Below are 19,172 nucleotides of genomic sequence, written 5' to 3'. Positions count from 1 at the left end.
AAAAGCCGCGCGACAGGCTTCAATAGCGCTCGCTTCGCTCTCCTTTCCCTGCCTGCCGGTTCTTATCGTGATACCTGATGACGCCGACGCGATTCGGCAGCGGTTGCAAGTGCTCGAAGACGAAAACGCCCGGCTCAAAGCCCGCCTGGCGGTGTTCGAGGGCGAGCGTTGGACGGTGGATCGAGAGCGCCGCTTCCAGCAGATCTTCGAGCAGTCGCCGGCCTCGATGGCCGTGCTGCGCGGTGAACAGCTGTGCTTCGAGCACCTCAATGCGGCTTACCAGCACGCGTTGGGACTGGGCGATGTGCAGGGCCGTCCGGTGCGTGAAGTGCTGGGCGGTCGTATCGAGAGGCGCTTCGTCGAGCTGATGGAGGAAGCTTACCGGCGCGGCCGTGCCGTACGCGCGCGTAATTTCCAGATGCCGGGTGAGGCGGGCCACCAGCGCGATTTTCTGTACTTGCCGCTCTTCGACTCGCAGGGGCACGTGGAGGGCATCTTCGTCCAGGAGCTCGATATCGCCGAGCAGCGCCGCGTCGAGACCGCCTTTGCTCAGGAGCGCGAGCGCTACGCGTTTCTGTTCAACACCATGGACGAAGGTTTCTGCGTCATCGAGTTCTTCGACGGCCCCCATGGGCCGCTCAGCGATTACCTCCACATCGAAGCCAACCCGGCGTATGCCGAGCATGCCGGCATCCGCAACGTGGTCGGTCAGACACTGCGCGAGATGGTTGGTGAAGAGGCCGACAGTTGGGTCGCACGCTATGCCCATGTGCTGCACACCGGCGAATCGATTCGCTTCGAGCAGGAGCTGATCGCCACCGGGCGCCACCTGGAAATCAGCGCGTTCCGCGTCGGCCCGGCCAGCCGCAAGCAGGTGGCGGTGCTGTTTCAGGACATCACCCAGCGCAAGCAGGTCGAGGAGTCGTTGCGTCAGCTCAACGAGACCCTGGAGATACGTGTGCGCGACGCCAATGAAGCGCGACGGGTGCTGGCCAGGGTAGTGGACAGCGCCGATGCGCTGATTTTCATCATGGACTTCGAATACCGCTGGATCGCCATCAACGGCTCGGGCATGCGCGAGTTCGAACGAGTGTTCGGTGTGTGCCCGCAGATCGGCGACAGCGTGAAGGACATCCTCCACGCGCAACCGGAGAACCTGCAGACGGTGCTCGCGCCCTGGACGCGGGCGCTCGATGGCGAGGAGTTCGAGGTGGTCGTGCCGTTCGACACTGCCGGTGGCACCCGCCATTACGAAATGCATTTCAGCCGGTTGAATGACGCCGAGGGTAGGCAGATCGGCGCCTATCAGTTCGTTTATGACATCACCGAACGCCTGCACGAGCAGCAGCGCCTGAGCATGGTCGAGGACGCGCTGCGCCAGTCACAGAAGATGGAGGCGGTGGGCCAGTTGACCGGCGGTATCGCCCACGATTTCAACAACCTGCTGACAGGCATCAGCGGCTCGCTGGAGTTGCTGCAGATGCGCTTGAACCAGGGCCGCCTGGGCGATATCGAGCGCTACGTCAGCTCTGCGCAGGGTGCTGCGCGCCGCGCCTCGGCGCTTACCCATCGATTGCTGGCGTTCTCACGTCGGCAAACCCTCGATCCGAAACCGACCCATGTCAACCGCCTGGTACTCGGCATGGAGGAGCTGGTGCGCCGTAGCGTCGGCCCGCACATCACCACCGAAGTAGTGCTCGCCGCGCAGCTGTGGTCAAGCTTCATCGACGGCTCACAGCTGGAAAACGCGCTGCTCAACCTGTGCCTCAATGCCCGTGATGCAATGCCCGGTGGCGGTCGCCTGTCCATCGAGACCGACAATGCCGAGATCGACGAGTCCACCTCGGACGGACGCAACGTACCGCCTGGCCAGTACGTGTCGCTGCGCGTCACCGACACCGGCACCGGAATGACCGAAGAAGTCGTCGAACACGCCTTCGAGCCGTTCTTCACCACCAAGCCCATGGGCGAGGGCACGGGGCTGGGCCTGTCGATGGTCTATGGGTTCGTGCGCCAGTCCGGCGGGCAGGTATGCATCGATTCCTCATTGGGGCAGGGCACCACCATGTGCCTTTACCTGCCGCGCCACCACGACGTCGATGCAGAAGAGGCCGAGCCCACCCGCCAGCCGGGCAACGCGCGCACCGACTTGCGTGAAACCATCATGGTGGTCGATGACGAACCGGCGATCCGCATGCTGGTGGTCGAGGTGCTCGAGGACCTGGGCTACACCACGCTTGAAGCCGGTGATGGCGCCGAGGGGTTGAAGATCCTGCAATCCGGCGTTCGCGTGGACCTGCTGGTCACCGACGTCGGCCTGCCGGGCGGCATGAACGGTCGCCAGCTTGCCGAACTGGCACGGGTCGAACGGCCTTGCTTGAAAGTGCTGTTCATCACCGGGTATGCGGAAAGCTCGGTGATTGGCAACGGGCGCCTGCAACCGGGCATGCGCCTGCTGACCAAACCCTTCACGATGGAAACGGTGGCCAGCCGCATCCGCGAGATGCTCACCGACGACCGGTCGGACTGACCACGTTCGCCGGGCTGCTGCAGCAGTCCTCGGCCAGGGCGTTGCTTATCGAGGGCAACCCCTGGCAGCCAGTGATCGAAATCGGTTCCTGCGCGCATGGCGTATCCATACGCTGTGACAGCGTCGCCCCGTGTGACACGACGAGCTATCTGACGGGCATTGCACGGGTGCTGCCCGGCGGTGCTTGGGCCACTCCTGGCCGCAAGGTGGGCGCCGTACCTATGCAGGGTCAGGCTTGCTCGGGGTGTTTTTCGCCGAAGTACAGCGCGAGCAGCTTGCGCGAGTCTTTCTTTACCGCCTTGTCCAGGTCGACAGGGGAAAACCACCGGCAGTCGGCTATTTCGTTTTGCGGCTTGGCGTGCAGCGAATCCGGCACGGTGGCGCGGAAGACATGGTGCGGGCGGCTATCGAATTGGTGCAGGGCCAGGAACTCGAGGGCTTCGGTATCCAGCCCGGTTTCCTCGCAGAGTTCACGCAGCGCAGCTTGCGCCGGGCCTTCGTTCGCTTCGATCTTGCCACCGGGCAAGGTCCATTTCGCCTGGGCTTTGCGCACCAGCAGTACCTTGTCCTGCCGGTGACAAATCACGGTGGCGCGGTGCTTTGCGGATTTGATCATGGGTTACCGTGCTTCAAATTGTTTCTAGTAATAAAGGGCACTGTAACGGCGTAAAGTTCGCCTTTTATGACCAGCGAACGGGTTGACCTGCTGCGCCATCGATAACCGACGGGTGGAAGCGCGCGATGGTTATCGTGTTCAGGCCGGGCAGCTTGCCCGGCAGGCCTGTATGGGTATCGGCACGCGGGCCATATCCTGAACCTGGACCCGCATGATTCGAGCCTGGATTGCGGTTACTGAAACGGCAGACGCCTGCCAAAGGCCAGCCGGCCGGGGCCGCTGATCAGCAGCGTGGTGAAGATGGCCGCCAGCAACCAGGCGAACTGGCCTTCGGCCAGGCTCCATTCGGGATGCACGAGTGCCAGCGATACCAGCAGCACCGCCAGGATCGGCAGGGTGGCGAGGCGCGTGAACGGACCAAGGATGATCAGCAGCGGACACAGCACTTCAGCGAATATGGCCAGGCAAAGCGTAACCGCCGGCCCCAGGCCCAGCGGGTCCTCGATCATGGCGAGTTCAGCCTGCATGTTCAGCAGTTTCGGCAGGCCGTGGATGCTCAGCAGCAGCAAGCAACCGCTGATGCGAAGAAAAAGCAGCGCCCAGTCGCTGCGATCACGGGCCGGGTTGGCTGCGTGCATGAGAAATCTCCAGTCAGATAAGAACCGCTACTGTGAGCTGCCCGCAAGGCGTCGTCTTGGATCGCTGTGCGGGCTTTTGGGCGGGTATCTCCAAAAAGCGTGGGCGCTGCGTTTTGATCGTTCTTTAAATAGAACGCTGTAGACGATTTTTGCCATCTGGTGCGAGAAGGGTGTCGAATTTAATCTTTACCACATGCAGCGACAACTGCACGACACCAACCAACTTCAGCCGAACGACTCGGCAGCCCACTGAAATCGAGGACCGCGCCATGACCACTTCCTTCACCTACAATCGCCTGGACAAAGACAACGCTGCCGTTCTGCTGGTCGATCACCAGGCCGGCCTGCTTTCCCTGGTGCGCGATATCGAGCCGGACAAATTCAAGAACAACGTGCTGGCCCTGGCTGACCTGGCCAAGTTCTTCAACCTGCCGACCATCCTCACCACCAGCTTCGAAACCGGCCCCAACGGCCCGCTGGTCCCCGAGCTCAAGGAGATGTTCCCGGACGCGCCATACATTGCGCGCCCTGGCCAGATCAACGCCTGGGACAACGAGGATTTCGTCAAGGCGATCAAGGCCACCGGCAAGAAGCAGCTGATCATCGCCGGCGTTGTGACCGAAGTCTGCGTGGCGTTCCCGGCGCTCTCGGCGCTGGAAGAGGGCTTCGATGTGTTCGTGGTGACTGACGCCTCGGGCACGTTCAACCCGATCACCCGTGATGCCGCCTGGAACCGCATGTCGAAAGCCGGTGCGCAACTGATGAACTGGTTCGGCGTGGCCTGCGAGCTGCACCGCGACTGGCGCAATGATGTGGAAGGGCTGGCGAAAATCTGTTCTGACCATATCCCCGACTACCGCAACCTGATGACCAGCTACAACGCGCTGACCGGCGGTAAATAAACCTCAGCTGATAGGGGAAACAGGATTTAAACGATCCTGTTTTTTCCGTGTGCATATTAAATGTACGGTAAAGCCCAAATAGGCAGACACCTGTCGTGTACTTCTGTACAGCGTGGCATAACGTTGTACATCGCTGTTGTGCGTATAAGTGCGCGCAGTATATCGGTCAATCTCCTGGTTTGAGATTGTCCGTGGGATGTGGGTGGGTTGTGCAACTTTCACTGGCGTATAAGTTCTTGTGCAAGAAACGTAAACGGCCTTCACCGTTGTTTGGATGCTGGCCAAGCCATCTGCCAATCGTGAGATAGAAAGGCGGTAAGAAGGTAATCCTGGAAGAGCCTGTTGGCACCGGTGCCAATTGAAAAGCAAGGCCCTGCAGACGCCTGGCCTTGCGGGAGGGGTTACTCAAGAGGCACGCTTGCCGCCACCACCACCGTGGCTGTTCTGGCCGCCCTTGCGCCCCGCTTCTGCAGCTTTCTGACGATCATTCGCAAAGTTTCCGCCACTTTGCTTACCTCCTTTACGACCAGCCTCGGATGCTTTCTGACGATCATTGGCAAAGTTGCCAGGATTACTGTGAGCCATGTTTTTATTCCTCGTTAAATGGTGGGTAAGGCTGGGCCTCATGAAGTACGAAGCAAAGACGGTGTGATTAGTTCGAGCGTTATAAGAGCGATGCCGATAAGTGGTATTCGTCATATTGAAATAAGATCATTTTGATTGCATGAGCTGGCGAGTAGTGGCGTGCAAAACGCCATGGGGTTCGCCGTTTGCAGTGCAATCTGCACTGTGAATTCAACTAACTTCTGGGGTTTCAGCCGCGTTCGATTTGGCATCGCTGATGCATGCCCCGTTCTCGTGCGTTGAGTATCGAGGGGGCGGAACGCTTCGTTATCGCAGCGCAGAAGAGAGCACTTTTTGTGCTCGCCCATAACGAAAGCCACTGAATCGAGGTGTGCTGTGATGATGTCGATTTTGGAACAGAGGCAAATCATCGAATCTGCCTTCTTGCCCCTGCACTGCCGATGCACCATCGAGGCGGGTGACACCGTCGCCATTCAAATCCGTTCTCCTGAAAGCGGCCACGTGCTGCTGGACGTCACAGGAATCGATCGCTCGGAGCTCTCCAGCTCACGAAGCATTTCGCAGCTGGTGCTGAGCCTGCGTCACCAGCTGGAAAACCACAGCCATTACCCAGGCCAGCAGCAGCGTGGCAACGACAGTTTCATCTAGATCCGGGCCTGTTGACCTCAAGCACCACCGCGCACTGCGGCTTGCGCTGACACCTCAACAGGTTCCAGGCACGGCAGTACCAAATGTCCTTCTCTCAGACGAGGTAAACGAATGAATAGCGATCAAATGGAGACCTTATGGGCCGAGCAACGCAGCGGCGTTCTCGCCGAGGCGCTTGGCATCAGCCGCGAGGACGTCGAGCAGTGGGTCATCGACGATTACCCCGATGCCGATACCGGGGGGCACGTTGTGGAACTCTCCGATGAAACGCCGCCCTCACTGGTCGACCGGCTCGGCGGCACCACCGTCAAGGTGGGACCGCTGAGCTTCAAACAGGGCCTGGAAGGCGCCTGATCGCGACGTCGGGCCTCTGTCAGGGAGGCCCGGCGATGTTGAACATCTGGGCGAGACGGATGGCGATGTCGCGTCGACGGAACGGCTTGGCCAGCACTTCGAAATTGCTGATTTGCATCGGCGTCAGGTTGGCGTAGCCGGTGATGATCAGCACGGGCAGCGCGGGCATTCGCTGGCGCAGTTCCTGTGCCAGCTGAGCTCCCGTCTTGTTTTCCATGATGTGATCGGTGACCAGCGCATCGGGCGTCAGGCCCTGCTCGATCAGCGCCAGCGCGGCGGCGGCCGAGTCGGCCTCGGTAACCTGGTAGCCGAGGTCGTGCAATTGCAGGCTGGTAGTTTCCCGGACCAGGCCTTCATCGTCGACCAGCAGAATGTGAAGGGGCCGCGGTGCCAGCGGCACTTCCTCACTGATGTCGGTATGTTCACATACGGCTGGCGCATCGGTAGTCGGCAGCCACAGGCTGACGCGCGTGCCCTGGCCCGGAGCAGAGGCAATACCGAAGCCGCCGCCCGATTGCATCAGCAAGCCTTGCACCATCGACAACCCGAGGCCTGTGCCCTTGCCGACGCCCTTGGTGGAGTAGAAGGGCTCAACGCAGCGGCGCAAGGTTTCTTCCTCCATGCCGCTGCCGGTATCGACCACCAGCAGGTGCACGTACTGGCCGCCGCTGAGGCCGCTTACGGCGTCTTCTTCCAGTTCGTTCAGCTCGGCGACGATCTTCAATCGTCCACCTTCGTCCATGGCGTCGCGCGCGTTGACCGCCAGATTGAGCAGGGCCAGTTCCAACTGGTGCGGGTCGATGAATACCGTGGGCAGATCGTGGCGAATATCGATGAGCACTTCGGTCATCGGTCCGAGCGAACGCTGGATCAGGTCGCGCATCTCGCCGATCAGGGTCGCCAGCGCAACGGCCTGGGGTTTCAGGGTTTGCCGCCGGGCGAAGGTCAGCAGGCGCCCCACCAGAATGCGGGCGCGATCGGCAGCCTGCAGCGCGCCGTCGATCAGTTTGATGTAGCGCTCATCCGGCAGGCGCCTGCGAATCAGCTCCAGCGACGCCATGATGGGTGTCAGCAGGTTGTTGAAGTCGTGGGCGATGCCGCCGGTGAGTTGGCCGACCATCTCCATCTTGTGGGCTTCGTGGAGCTGCGCCACCGCTGCCTCGCGCTGGGCGATCATGGTGGCGACGCGATCTTCGAGGCCCTCGTTGAGCTCGCGCAGTTCGGCCTCGGCCTGCATGCGTTCGCTGATGTCCACGCACACGCCGATCATCCCGATAACGGTGCGCTGTTCGCTCAGCAGCGGGGTCATGTGGTTCTGCAGCCACACGCTACTGCCGTCTGGGCGGTTCAGGCGGTGGATATTCTCGAACGGTTGGCCGCGCCGCAGGCTGTGCTCGCACTCGCTGATATCGCCCGCCGGATCCAACTCGCCAAGACCGCGGCCCAGTAGTTCCGCGCGGCTGCGCCCGACAATTTCGCAGTAGCGGTCATTCACCCGCGTGAGCGACCACGCATCGTCGTACACCGCGATGCCTGCGCCCGCCTGATCGAACATCGCCGAAAGCTGCGCAGAACTCGCACGCAGCGCGACTTCGGCGCGTGCATGGGTGATCCAGCCCCAGGCCAGCTTGGCGGTTTCTTCAGCCAGGTGCGTGGCGAATGCCGAGAGCGGGTGGGCGGCGCGGTACTCGATCACCAACACGGCTTCCAATGCGCCATGGCGCAGAACGGGAAAGTGCAGCGTACCAAGGTCACTATTGCCCGCCATGCCTGACAGGGGCTGGCCAGCCAGCAGGCGCTCGGTTTCAACCGGCGTGTAAGGGGGCAGCACCGGATTGCCGGCGGGGGCCGGCGGGTAACTTTGCTGCACGCTCAGCGTCGCGTCGCCAGCGTGGTGCTCGGCGAAGAACACCCGCCTCACATCCAGCTCCTCGGCCAGCCTGCGTAGCACGAGGGCGGTGAGTTTGTCGGGTTCGGTGATCGAAGGCAGCGCCTGGCTGAGTTCGAGCAGGAAGGCCTGGCGACGCTCGAACTGCACGCGCTGCGTAGTTTCGGTAACCACGCAGAGCACGCCGCCAACCGAGCCGTCCGCTTCGCGCACGGCCGAATAGGACACATCGAAGTAGACGGTTTCACCGCAGCCATGGCGCTCGATGTAGAAAGGCCGGTCCTTCGCCGAGAACGTTTCCCCGGTTTCCCGTACGCCCCGTAGCAGCGGTTCCAGGTCGTCCCACAGTTCCGACCAGTTTTCGATGGCCGGCCGCCCGAGCGCCCGGGGATGTTTTTCACCGATGCTCGGGGCGTAGGCTTCGTTGTACAAGGCCACGAATTCCGGGCCCCAGAACAGCGCGATCTGGGCTTTAACCGGCAGCACGGTAGCCATCAGGGTCTTGAGGCTGGGCGACCAACTGGCGGGGGGACCGAGTGGCGAATGGGTGAAGGCGCTGCTTTGCAGCAAGTCGGCGATTTTCCCGCCGTTAGCCAGGAACTCGAGGCGCTCAGTAATGGTGTTTTCTGATGCGGTGTTGGTTAGTGGGTCCATATCATCGAGGCGAGCGCGTAATTATTGAAAAAAGTCAGGCGGGTCATGCCTTTATGAGGTGCAAAAGCGCCGTTGCGTTCCACCGGTTTAAGTGCTTTTCGAACGCCAACCGCCTTTTGGGTCGCTCAACACCCGCAAGGCGCGTGCGGGTGGTCGGGCAGGGCGGCCACGCGCCGCGCAACCGGCGGATGTGGCCAGGAACACCGCGCCTCACCATCCGCCAGCACTGCGCCGGCTGACCAAGCCCGAAAGGGCGGGTGCAACGATTCCGTGATGGGCTCGATACCGCTCAGCGATTAGGGGGCGGGCTGCCGGCTTTGGTGGTCGGAAGGGCCAGATAGCTGCGACGAATACGCTCGACCTCACCACTGCGAATCATCGCTTTCAGGGCTGCGTTCAATTGCGGCAGCTTATCGGCGTATCGGCGTTGCAGCTTCATTACCAGCGGGGCATCGCTGAGCTTCGAGCCGCGGGCGAAAAGCCGGGTTTGCAGTTGGCTGGCGCTGAGCAGGCCGGTGAACACGTCATCCACCACTGCGATGGCGTCCACCCGCCCACGTGTCAGCAGATCCAGCAAGGCTGGCTCACGTGAGGTCTCCACCTTTACCAGCCGGCCGGCCTTGAATGCCGCATCGAGACGCGGGTAGGCATAGCCGCGCACGATGCCGATGCGTAGCCCTTGCAGCTTGTCGAGCGGCAGCGCACGCGCGGGGTGGTCGCTCAGGAAATACAGGTACTCACGAACCTGCAGGTAGGGCCGCGAATACACGAAGCGCTTGCCTGCATCCGTGGTGTTCCAAAGGGGCGAGTCCGCGTAGTTGAGGTCAAGGTGGCCGTCGTCGAGCAGCAGGTTGAGACGCTTGGCCGGGTAGAAGACAAACTCGATCTGCAGACCGCTGCGTTCCATCACCGTGCGCACGATGTCCACGGCGATGCCTTTTGGCTGGCCTTCGGTATCCTGGAAACTGTACGGGTGCCACTGCGTGCCGCCGCCCTGCAGCGGCTGTGCCCCAGCCGTGCTGCACCACAACGCCAGCAGCAGAAAGCAGCTGGAGAGCACCCGGCAATGCCTCATGGCAACCTCGTGAACATCCGATTCGATAGAGGCGTCAGTGTAAACCAGCACTGTGGTGGATTAATGTCGACTGCGATCCGCTCCTGGTCGATTGCAGGGTTTCGCCTGGCCGCTGCGCGGGTTTGTCCGGGGCACCATCCCCGGTAAAAAAACGCCAGGCCAGCGCCACACGGGTTGGCGCAGCCATGGCTTCACGATGCGTATGGTTCCCAGCCGCCCAACGGTCGTGCAGATTGGCACAACGCCACTATGGGTAATGATGTCATTTCGTTATCATCGCCCGTGGCGTCTACTGAATAGCCTGCGGGACCCGTTTTTTGCACACGACGAGACACAACGATGCAGGCACCCAACCCTCCACTTCCGATGAATGAGCTGAGCCGGCAAGCGCTGCTCGATGAGCATCCATGCCTCCTCGACAATCATGCCGATCCGCTTCTCGATGAAGTGGTGAAAATGGCCGCCGCCTACTTCAAGGCGCCTATCTCGCTGATCACCATTCTCGACCGCAAGCGCCAGTGGTTCCGCGCCCGCGTCGGCACCGAGTTGCAGGAAACGCCGCGTACCGATTCGTTCTGCGCCTACAGCGTTGCCATCGGTGAAAGCGTGGAAGTCTGCGATGCCCGCGAGGATGCGCGCTTTCGCTGCAACCCGCTGGTTACTGGCGAACCGGGTATCCGTTATTACGCCGGCGTGCCGCTGACACTCGACGAGGGAGTGATTCTCGGCAATCTCTGTGTGATCGATACCGTGCCGCGCCCGCCAATGTCGATGGCAGACATGGCCATGCTCACTCAGATAGGCCGCCTGGCCGTCAGCCGTCTCAACGAAATGCGCGTCGCCGCGTTCACCGACTCCACCACTGGGTTGCCCAATCGCGCCAAGCTGGACGAAGACATCGGCGACGCGCTGACTGCAGGCGACAGCCCGCTCGCGGTCGCCGTCGAACTGGTTTCGCCGGAACAACTGAACGACATGCTCAAGTCGCTCGGCTTTCAATTCCTTGCCGCATTCACCCTGTCGGTGAAGAACACCCTGCGTGCACTGCTGCCTGCGGGCTGGTCGCTTTACAAGATCAGCGCGCTGCGCTTCGCCTGCACCGTGCCAGCCAGCCAGCATGCGCAGGCCGAGCAGGTGTTCGCGACGCTGGTCGAGGCGTTCGGCAAACCCTTCCATTGCCAGGGGCTGCCCGTGCTGCCGCAGATTGGCATCGGCGTGCTGCGCCTGAGCGCCGACACGCTGCCGGCAGACTGGATGCGCCTGATCGTTTGCGCAGCCGACGAAGCACGCACCGCCGGCCGTGGCTGGGCCTATTACGACCACCAGATGGACGCCGCGCAACAGCGTAGCAGCCGCTTGCTCAACGACCTCGCCGATGCCGTGCGGGCCGATGATCAGTTGCGCCTGGTGTACCAGCCGCGGGTCGACCTGCACACTGGCGCCTGCGTCTCGGTCGAAGCACTATTGCGCTGGCGGCACCCGATCCTGGGGGAAATAAGCCCGGCCGAGTTCATCCCGCTGGCCGAAAAGACCGTACTCATCCATGCCGTCAGCTTTTGGGTCGCTCAGCAGGCCCTCAGCCAGGTCGACGCATGGCGGCGCAGCGGCCTTGCCGTCAAGGTGTCCATCAACGTCTCGGCGGCCGACCTCAACAACGATCACCTCGGCAACGAAATCATCCGCCTGTTGGCCTGCCACGGTCTGCCAGGCAATTGCTTGGAAGTGGAGTTCACCGAAAGCGCGCTGATCGGCAATTTTTCCACTGCCATTGGCCAGCTCGAGCGGCTCAAGGCCCATGGCGTGACCATCGCCATCGATGATTTCGGCAGCGGCTACAGCAACTGGTCGTACCTGCGGGAAATCCCTGCCGACACGGTAAAGCTCGACCGCTCGTTCATGGACGACCTGCGCCCGGGGCAGAAGGACTGGGCTATCGTTCGTGCGTTGATCTGCCTGGCCAAGGAGCTGGGGCTGCACGTCGTCGCCGAAGGCATCGAGACGGCGCAGACGCTGCAGGCCATTCGTGACGCGGGCTGCCAGGAAGCCCAGGGCTTCTTCATTTCCCGGCCGCTGGAAGTTACGGCATCGGTGGCCTGGCTGGCACAGCGTGGCGAAGAAACCAACGCGTCGACGATCGCCGATGCGCTACCACCGTTCAGCACCAGCCTGGTGACCTGGCGCCTTGATGGCCGCAGCCTGCAAGCGGATCGGTGAGGCGACAATAGCGCTCGGTTATCGGCAGTGTCGCGAATCGCGGTCAGCGCTTCGATGGCGTGCTGGCCGAATCGCTGTAGGTTTGCGCGCAGGTGGTGGTGTCGCTGCCGTCCCAGCACTCGATGTTCTTCAGGTCCGGCATGTCGTCGCGGTGGAACACCGGCTCCACACCCTGGCGACGTTGCGCGTTGTAATGGCTGAGCAACCTGGCAACGATGCCGGCGAGCGGCAGAATCGCGATCAGGTTGGTCAGCGCCAGCAACGGCATGAACACATCGGCCATCGACCAGACCACCGACACTTTGGCCACCGAGCCGATCATCACAAACGCCAGTACCAGCACCCGGAACAGTTGCAGCCACAGCTTGCCGCCAAACATGTACTGGATGTTCGACTCGCCGTAGTAGTAGTTGCCGACCACCGAGGTGAAGGCGAACAGCAGAATGGCAAAGGTCAGAAAGTGAATTGCCCAGTTGCCGAGCTCCTCGGCCAGCGCCCACTGCGTGAGGCTGGCGCCCATCGTCCCGTCGCCGTAGGCGTGGCTGGGGTCGGCGAGCAGGATGATGATTGCCGTCATGGTGCAGATCACCATGGTGTCGAAGTACACACCGAGCGTCTGCACCAGGCCTTGTTTGACCGGGTGGGAAACCGACGCCGTGGCGCTGGCATTGGGTACCGAGCCCATGCCCGCCTCGTTGGAAAACAGGCCGCGGCGCATGCCCATCATGATCGCTGCGCCAATGCCGCCACCGGCTATCTCGCGAATGCCGAACGCGTGGGTGAAAATCTCGCCGAACATGGCCGGCACCCGGCCGATATTCATGATAATGACTAGCGCGCCAATGCCCAGATACAGCACCGCCATCACCGGTACCACGGTGACCGATACCTTGGAGATGGTCTGCACACCACCGAAGATGATCACCGCGGTCAGCGCCGTGAGCACGATGCCGATGCCCCAGGCCAATGTCTCGCTACCCCCTTCGCCGCCAAAGGATGTCTGCATGGCATCGACGATGGAGTTGGCCTGCACCGAGTTGAACACCAGGCCGTAGGTGATGCTGATCATCACTGCGAACAGCACTGCCAGCCACCGCCAGCCCAGCGCCCGCTGGATGTAATAGGCCGGGCCGCCGTGGTAGCGGTATTGCTTGTCGGACTTGTACAGCTGCCCCAGGGTGGACTCCACGAATGCCGTGGCGCCACCGAGCATGGCCACCACCCACATCCAGAACACCGCCCCCGGGCCGCCCAGCGCAATCGCCGTCGCGACGCCGGCAATGTTGCCGGTACCCACCCGCGACGCGGCGGAGATGGTGAAGGCCTTGAAGGAAGAAATGGACTGCTTGTCGCCGCGGTTACGCTCGGTAATCACCCGGAACATCTCGGGAATCATCCGCAGCTGTACCCCCCGGCATTTGTAGGTGAGGTACACGCCGCTGAACAGCAGCAAGGGAATGGCGAGGTAGGTCCAGAGCAGGCCGGAGAAGGCATCGAGCAACGCAGACACGGGCGTCTTCCTTTGGTCGTCTTATTCGAAGGGGCGCGAGGATAGGGCAATACACCCAGATTCCCAAACCCGACGCCGCCGTCGGCAGGCCGGTAGGCCCATTCTCCTTATCCGCAGCGGTAATCCTTAGGGCGGGGAAGGGCAGGATGGTTCAGGGAAACGAAACGGTGCGAGTACCGAAACATCCGCCCTCAGTCGCGCTCCTATGACATCTGCTGGGCAAGCAGCCACGCTGCCGGCCCTGCTAAAACCTGGGAGATATCGGTTATCTGCCTGCGGTGCGGGCCGTACTTTGCCGAGCAGCTCATGGACCGATCGGTCGGCGTAGCCGCGGCTGCAGTAAGGCCTGCGTCAGGGACAGTTAAAAAGGTCGTGGATGTTGCCACGACGATAGCGTCGTATCGGCTTGATACGGACCCGCTAACAGGGCATGCCCAGGTGAGTGGGCACCGCGTGGATGCGATGCTTCAACCCACCTGGCCATACTGGCCTAAGGAATCAGTTTGGCTTCGCGCAGGTGCTGGAATACGGCGAAGAACGCTTCGTCACTGGCCTGGTAGTCGAGAAAGCCGAGCTTGCGGCTCTTCGACATGTCGGTGACCACTTCGATGGGCCGGCCAAGGTCGGCGTCGGTGTGCCATGGCGAGATCAGGCGGTCGATGTCGGCTTCGGCCAAGCCGTGCTCGGCCGCGAGCGTGCGCCAGACTTCGGCGTCGTTGGCCATCTGCTGTTCCAGCGGCGCAGGCTGACCGTCGAATGCAGCGGCTTCGATGCCGAACCACTCGGCGATGCGTTGCCACATCCAGCTCCAGCGGAACACGTCACCGTTGACGATATTGAAGGCCTGGTTGGTGGCTGCCGGAGTGGTCGAGGCCCAATGCAGCTGCTTGGCCAGCTGGCGCGCGTCGGTCATGTCGGTGAGGCTGTTCCACTGCACGGCTGAACCCGGGAAGCGGAACGGCCGGCCGGTTTCGCGGCAGATTGAGGCGTAGACGGCGAGGGTGGTCGCCATGTTCATCGCGTTGCCGACTGCCACACCGGTGATGGTGTGGGGGCGGTGCACGCTCCAGGTGAAGCCATCGCGCTTGGCCGCGGCGAACACTTCGTCTTCCTGGGCGTAGTAGAAGTTCTCCACGTCCAGGCGGCCCTGCTCCTCGCGAAACGGCGTCTGCGGCAGGCTGCCCTTGCCATAGGCCTCGAACGGGCCGAGGTAGTGCTTGAGCCCGGTGACCAGCGCGACATGCTTGACGCTACCGGCCGCGCGCAGAGCGTCGAGCAGGTTGCGGATCATCGCCGAGTTGACGCGAATGTTCTCCGCCTCGGTGGCCTGGCGGGCCCAGGTGGTCAGGTACACGTGGCTGGGCTTCAGCCCTTCGAGCGCGCTTGCCAGCGAGGCCGGGTCGAGCAGGTCGGCGGCCAGCGGGGTGATGTTGTCGGCGGCCTTGGGCTTGCGGGCCAGGCCGGTGACCTGCCAACCCTGGTCGGCCAGCAGGCGGGAGGTGGCGCTGCCGACGATGCCGCTCGCGCCAACCACCAGTGCGTGATGTGTCATGGGGTATTCCTCTGCAGGTAGAGCATTGGCACCATAGCGAGGCTGAAGACTCAAACCAAGACGGCACCAAAAGGTAACCACCCCGATGCAAACCGGAACACCCGAAGAGGAGTGGCGCGAAGACTGCGCGCCGCGCCGTGTGCTGGAACTGTTTTCCACCAAGTGGACGAGCATGATCCTGCACACCTTGCACGCGCGCCACGGCGGCAGCGCCCGCACGGGCGTGCTGCACCGCAGCCTGCCCGGCATTTCCAAGAAGATGCTGGTACAGACGCTACGCGAACTGGAATCCAGTGGCCTGATCAACCGGCACGTGCACGACAGCGTGCCGCCTACGGTCGACTATTCGCTCACCGAACTCGGCCAGCGTCTGGTCGAGCCCATCGAGCTGATCTACAGCTGGGCCCGCGAGAACGCGCCAGCGCTGGACGCCTTGCAGCCGCGGCAGACGTCGCGCCGACGTTGAGTTCTTTTGAGCGCCGCGGCGCTTCGCTGTAATGCTTTAAAACGCTACGTTTCAGTTGCTGGCAGGCGCTGTCCTGGCCTTCACCGGCTGCGGTTCAACCATACCTTGTGGCCAATAAACGATGCAGCCGGCAGGGGCGTTGCCATAGCAGTTGTAGGTGTTGTAGCTGGAAAGGTTGGGTTTGAAACCCATGTCACGCATGCACTGCGCCTGCTCATGGATCTTTTGCACGCCAGCACTCATGTAATCGATGAAATCGCATTGCTTCAGCGCTGTTCTGACGTCGGTCTTCGCCTGCTTGGTGGGTTCCCACATGACCTGTGCTGGTTGCGCGGGCTGGTAGGACGAGACGCAGCCTGTGAGGCTGGCAACGATTATCCCTGCGATCAATTTATTCATACGTCTCTCTTCCTTGTAGTGACTTGCAACGGGGAATGCCGGATTCCGCCCGCGTGAATCAGGCCGGATGCATGCCCGCGCGCTTGAGCAGTTGCTTGCAGCGCTCGGACAGGTGAATCACCCGCAGGTGCTTGCCGGCTTTGCTGTAGCGTTCGCGCAGGGTCATCAGCGCGGCGATGGCCGAGTAGTCGACGAAGCTCAGGTGGCGGCAGTCGAGGGTGACCTCGGCCGGGTCATTGGCGGCGTCGAAGAGGTTGAGAAACGGCGCTGTGGAGGCGAAGAACAGCGTGCCGTGGGGCAGGTAGAGTTTGCTGCCGTCGGCTTCGATGTGGCTGTCGGCATACAGCTCGCGGGCGTGGTGCCAGGCGAAGTTCAGCGCCGCGATGACGATGCCGCACAGCACCGCGGTGGCCAGGTCGGTGAGCACGGTGATGACGGTGACCGCGATGATCACCAGCACATCGTTCATCGGCACCTTGCCGAGCACGCGCAGCGAGGCCCAGGCGAAGGTCTGCTGGGCGACCACGAACATCACGCCGACCAGTGCGGCCAGTGGAATCAGCTCGATCAGCGGCGACAGGAACAGCACGTAAAGCAGGATCATCACCCCGGCGACGATGCCGGACAGCCGCCCGCGGCCGCCGGAGCTGAGGTTGATCATGGTCTGGCCGATCATCGCGCAGCCGCCCATGCCGCCACACAGGCCCGAGGCGATATTGGCGGCGCCCAGGGCCACGCACTCGCGGTCCGGGTGGCCGCGGCTTTCGGTGATTTCATCGGTGAGGTTGAGGGTCAGCAGTGTTTCCAGCAGCCCGACCATGGCCATCAGCACCGCGTAGGGCAGGATGATCCACAGGGTCTCCAGGCTCCACGGAATCTGCGGCAGTGCCAACTCTGGCAAGCCGCCAGCGATCTTCGCCATATCGCCCAGGGTATGCGTGGGCAGCTGCAGAAAATAGGTCAGCAGACCCACACCGAGAATTGCCGCCAGGGCTGGCGGGATGGCGCGAGTCAGGCGCGGCAGAATGTAGACGATGGCCATGGTCAGCGCCACCAGGCCGAGCATCAGGTACAGCGCGTTGCCTTCGATCCAGTGCCCATCGTGCTGGAAGTGCTCCAGCTGGGCGGCGGCGATGACGATGGCCAGGCCGTTGACGAAGCCGAGCATCACCGGGTGCGGCACCATGCGCACCAGCTTGCCCAGTCGTAACAGCCCGAACGCCAGCATGATCAGGCCGCCGAGCAATACGGTAGCGAGCAGGTATTCAACTCCGTGCTGCACTACCAGCGCGACGATCACCACCGCCATGGAGCCGGCTGCGCCGGAGATCATCCCCGGGCGGCCGCCGAACAGGGCGGTGATCAGGCAGATGAAGAAGGCACCATACAGCCCCATCAGCGGGTTGACCTGAGCGACCAGCGCGAAGGCGATGCACTCCGGTACCAGGGCGAAGGAAGACGTGAGGCCGGCCAGGACATCGGCACGCAGACGGGCGATTTTCATGAGTTACCTGAATCAAGCAAGACGGACGCGCCTGCGTAGCAGGGGCGTGGTTCGGCCTGTGCGGCCGTGGAGTTGGAAGGCTGCCGATGGTAAGGAATCGCGTGGGCGAAGGCCAGTGCGGGGGGATGGCTGGGGGAAAGATTCCCGGGTTTCGCTGCGCTCTACGCCGGGCTGCGGACCACCGCCATGCGCTCGTAGCCTGGGTTGAGCAAGGCGATACCGGGGAACCTGGATGGCGCCATTCACAACGTCGTCGAGACCCTGCGACAAAACAACCAGGCGACTAAATGTGGCCTGGCTGGCATTTGGAGCGACCAATAGGTCTAATCTCCTTTTTCTCCGGCGGCCAATCGACATTACACTGTCGCCTGCCCACACACCCGATGACGAGGTAAACGCGTTGATTATTCACCCTAAAGTTCGTGGCTTCATCTGTACCACCACCCACCCGCTGGGTTGCGAGCGCAACGTGGCCGAGCAGATCGAGGCGACACGCAAACTGGGCGTGCGTAATGACGGTCCGAAAAAAGTGCTGGTGATCGGTGCTTCCAGCGGCTACGGCCTGGCCGCACGCATCACCGCCGCGTTCGGCTTTGGCGCCGACACCCTGGGGGTGTTCTTCGAAAAGCCGGGCACCGAGACCAAGGCCGGCACCGCGGGCTGGTACAACTCCGCCGCGTTCGACAGGTTCGCCAAGGCCGAAGGCCTGTACAGCAAGTCGATCAATGGCGACGCCTTCTCCGACGAGGCGCGTGCCAAGGTCATCGAGCTGATCAAGAACGAAATGGGCGGCCAGGTCGACCTGGTGATCTACTCGCTGGCGTCGCCGGTGCGCAAGCTGCCGCAGACCGGTGAAGTGATCCGCTCGGCCCTCAAACCGATCGGCCAGCCGTACAAGTCCACCGCCATCGACACCAACAAAGACGTGATCATCGAGGCCAGCATCGAGCCGGCCAGCGAGCAGGAAATCGCCGACACCATCACCGTGATGGGCGGCCAGGACTGGGAACTGTGGATCAACGCGCTGGAAGAGGCGGGTGCACTGGCACCGCAGGCGCGCACCGCGGCGTTCAGCTACATCGGCACCGAAATCACCTGGCCGATCTACTGGCACGGCGCCCTGGGCAAGGCCAAACAGGACCTCGACGAGACCGCCGTACGCCTCGACAAGCGCCTGCAGGCCAATGGCGGCGGCGCCAACGTGGCGGTGCTGAAATCGGTCGTCACCCAGGCCAGCGCGGCCATTCCGGTGATGCCGCTGTACCTGTCGATGGTCTTCAGGATCATGAAGGAAAAGGGCCTGCACGAAGGTACCATCGAGCAGTTGAACCGCACCTTCCGTGATCGCCTGTACCGCGCCGATGGCCAGCCCGCCGAGGTCGATGGCGAAGGTCGCCTGCGTCTGGACGACTGGGAACTGCGTGACGACGTGCAGGACGCCTGCAAGGCCCTGTGGCCGCAGGTGACCACCGAGAACCTGTTCGAGATGACCGACTACGCCGGTTACAAGCACGAGTTTCTCAAGCTGTTCGGCTTCGAGCGCAGCGACGTGGACTACGACGCTGACGTCGCCACCGATGTCGAGTTCGACGTGGTCCAGCTGTAAGCGACCGCCAAGGTCATGCCAAAAAGGGACG

15 protein-coding genes and 1 pseudogene are annotated in these 19,172 nt (G+C 62.4%); 7 read left to right on the top strand and 9 right to left on the bottom strand.

What is annotated here, in order from left to right; translation table 11 throughout:
* Positions 1-67 precede the first annotated feature (67 nt).
* Entirely contained in the window at positions 68-2,530 is a 2,463-nt protein-coding gene (locus ACZ0AV_RS05940) for a PAS domain-containing protein (RefSeq protein WP_499150187.1), read from the top strand.
* Positions 2,531-2,759: 229 nt separating this feature from the next.
* Here the strand turns inward: ACZ0AV_RS05940 and ACZ0AV_RS05935 are convergent, their stop codons facing one another.
* Together ACZ0AV_RS05935 and ACZ0AV_RS05930 are read right to left on the bottom strand one after the other, a co-directional pair.
* Positions 2,760-3,146: an NUDIX hydrolase gene (locus tag ACZ0AV_RS05935; RefSeq protein WP_499150186.1), complete on the bottom strand. Its 387-nt coding sequence runs from the start codon at positions 3,144-3,146 to the stop codon at positions 2,760-2,762.
* A 233-nt stretch (positions 3,147-3,379) separates the two neighbouring features.
* Positions 3,380-3,784 (bottom strand): DoxX family protein, encoded by a 405-nt coding sequence (locus ACZ0AV_RS05930; protein WP_499150185.1) that lies wholly within the window; start codon positions 3,782-3,784, stop codon positions 3,380-3,382.
* A 269-nt stretch (positions 3,785-4,053) separates the two neighbouring features.
* Here ACZ0AV_RS05930 and ycaC point away from each other — a divergent pair, with 269 nt between their 5' ends.
* Entirely contained in the window at positions 4,054-4,686 is a 633-nt protein-coding gene (gene ycaC / locus ACZ0AV_RS05925; RefSeq protein WP_499150184.1) for an isochorismate family cysteine hydrolase YcaC, read from the top strand.
* Positions 4,687-5,091: 405 nt separating this feature from the next.
* Here ycaC and ACZ0AV_RS05920 read toward each other — a convergent pair.
* Positions 5,092-5,253, bottom strand: a pseudogene (locus ACZ0AV_RS05920) (con-10 family general stress protein); the annotation flags it as partial.
* A gap of 396 nt (positions 5,254-5,649) precedes the next feature.
* On the opposite strand from ACZ0AV_RS05920, the gene ACZ0AV_RS05915 reads away from it, so the two are divergent.
* On the top strand, positions 5,650-5,919 hold the full coding sequence (locus ACZ0AV_RS05915; RefSeq protein ID WP_499153302.1) for a DUF1652 domain-containing protein: 270 nt from the start codon (positions 5,650-5,652) through the stop codon (positions 5,917-5,919).
* A 111-nt stretch (positions 5,920-6,030) separates the two neighbouring features.
* A complete protein-coding gene (locus ACZ0AV_RS05910) occupies positions 6,031-6,273 on the top strand; it encodes a hypothetical protein (protein WP_499150183.1) in 243 nt (80 codons plus the stop codon).
* A gap of 19 nt (positions 6,274-6,292) precedes the next feature.
* Here the strand turns inward: ACZ0AV_RS05910 and ACZ0AV_RS05905 are convergent, their stop codons facing one another.
* Together ACZ0AV_RS05905 and ACZ0AV_RS05900 are read right to left on the bottom strand one after the other, a co-directional pair.
* The gene (locus ACZ0AV_RS05905) at positions 6,293-8,815 is read right to left on the bottom strand and encodes a PAS domain S-box protein (protein ID WP_499150182.1); all 2,523 of its coding nucleotides are present in this window, start codon (positions 8,813-8,815) and stop codon (positions 6,293-6,295) included.
* Between the two features lie 289 nt (positions 8,816-9,104).
* Positions 9,105-9,890, bottom strand: a complete 786-nt coding sequence (locus tag ACZ0AV_RS05900) for a substrate-binding periplasmic protein (protein WP_499150181.1) — start codon at positions 9,888-9,890, stop codon at positions 9,105-9,107.
* A 339-nt stretch (positions 9,891-10,229) separates the two neighbouring features.
* On the opposite strand from ACZ0AV_RS05900, the gene ACZ0AV_RS05895 reads away from it, so the two are divergent.
* A complete protein-coding gene (locus ACZ0AV_RS05895; protein WP_499150180.1) occupies positions 10,230-12,104 on the top strand; it encodes a sensor domain-containing phosphodiesterase in 1,875 nt (624 codons plus the stop codon).
* 43 nt (positions 12,105-12,147) lie between these two features.
* On the opposite strand, the gene ACZ0AV_RS05890 is transcribed toward ACZ0AV_RS05895, so the two are convergent.
* Both ACZ0AV_RS05890 and ACZ0AV_RS05885 read right to left on the bottom strand, forming a co-directional pair.
* Positions 12,148-13,614 carry an alanine/glycine:cation symporter family protein gene (locus ACZ0AV_RS05890; protein ID WP_499150179.1) on the bottom strand — a complete coding sequence of 489 codons (1,467 nt, stop codon included), beginning with the start codon at positions 13,612-13,614 and terminating at the stop codon, positions 12,148-12,150.
* Between the two features lie 490 nt (positions 13,615-14,104).
* Positions 14,105-15,166, bottom strand: coding sequence for an SDR family oxidoreductase (locus ACZ0AV_RS05885; protein WP_499150178.1), 1,062 nt, complete (start codon positions 15,164-15,166; stop codon positions 14,105-14,107).
* A gap of 85 nt (positions 15,167-15,251) precedes the next feature.
* Between ACZ0AV_RS05885 and ACZ0AV_RS05880 the strand changes: the two genes are divergently transcribed.
* Entirely contained in the window at positions 15,252-15,632 is a 381-nt protein-coding gene (locus ACZ0AV_RS05880; protein WP_499150177.1) for a winged helix-turn-helix transcriptional regulator, read from the top strand.
* A 51-nt stretch (positions 15,633-15,683) separates the two neighbouring features.
* Here ACZ0AV_RS05880 and ACZ0AV_RS05875 read toward each other — a convergent pair whose 3' ends face one another.
* Both ACZ0AV_RS05875 and ACZ0AV_RS05870 read right to left on the bottom strand, forming a co-directional pair.
* Positions 15,684-16,031, bottom strand: coding sequence for a hypothetical protein (locus ACZ0AV_RS05875; RefSeq protein ID WP_499150176.1), 348 nt, complete (start codon positions 16,029-16,031; stop codon positions 15,684-15,686).
* Positions 16,032-16,089: 58 nt separating this feature from the next.
* On the bottom strand, positions 16,090-17,535 hold the full coding sequence (locus tag ACZ0AV_RS05870; RefSeq protein WP_499150175.1) for a SulP family inorganic anion transporter: 1,446 nt from the start codon (positions 17,533-17,535) through the stop codon (positions 16,090-16,092).
* A gap of 400 nt (positions 17,536-17,935) precedes the next feature.
* Here ACZ0AV_RS05870 and fabV point away from each other — a divergent pair, with 400 nt between their 5' ends.
* A complete protein-coding gene (gene fabV, locus ACZ0AV_RS05865) occupies positions 17,936-19,141 on the top strand; it encodes an enoyl-ACP reductase FabV (RefSeq protein WP_499150174.1) in 1,206 nt (401 codons plus the stop codon).
* Positions 19,142-19,172: the final 31 nt, after the last annotated feature.

The organism is Pseudomonas sp. AC532 (genome assembly GCF_979258965.1).
The sequence above is the reverse complement of the archived record's forward strand: the minus strand, read 5'-3'. Positions and strand labels throughout refer to the sequence as shown.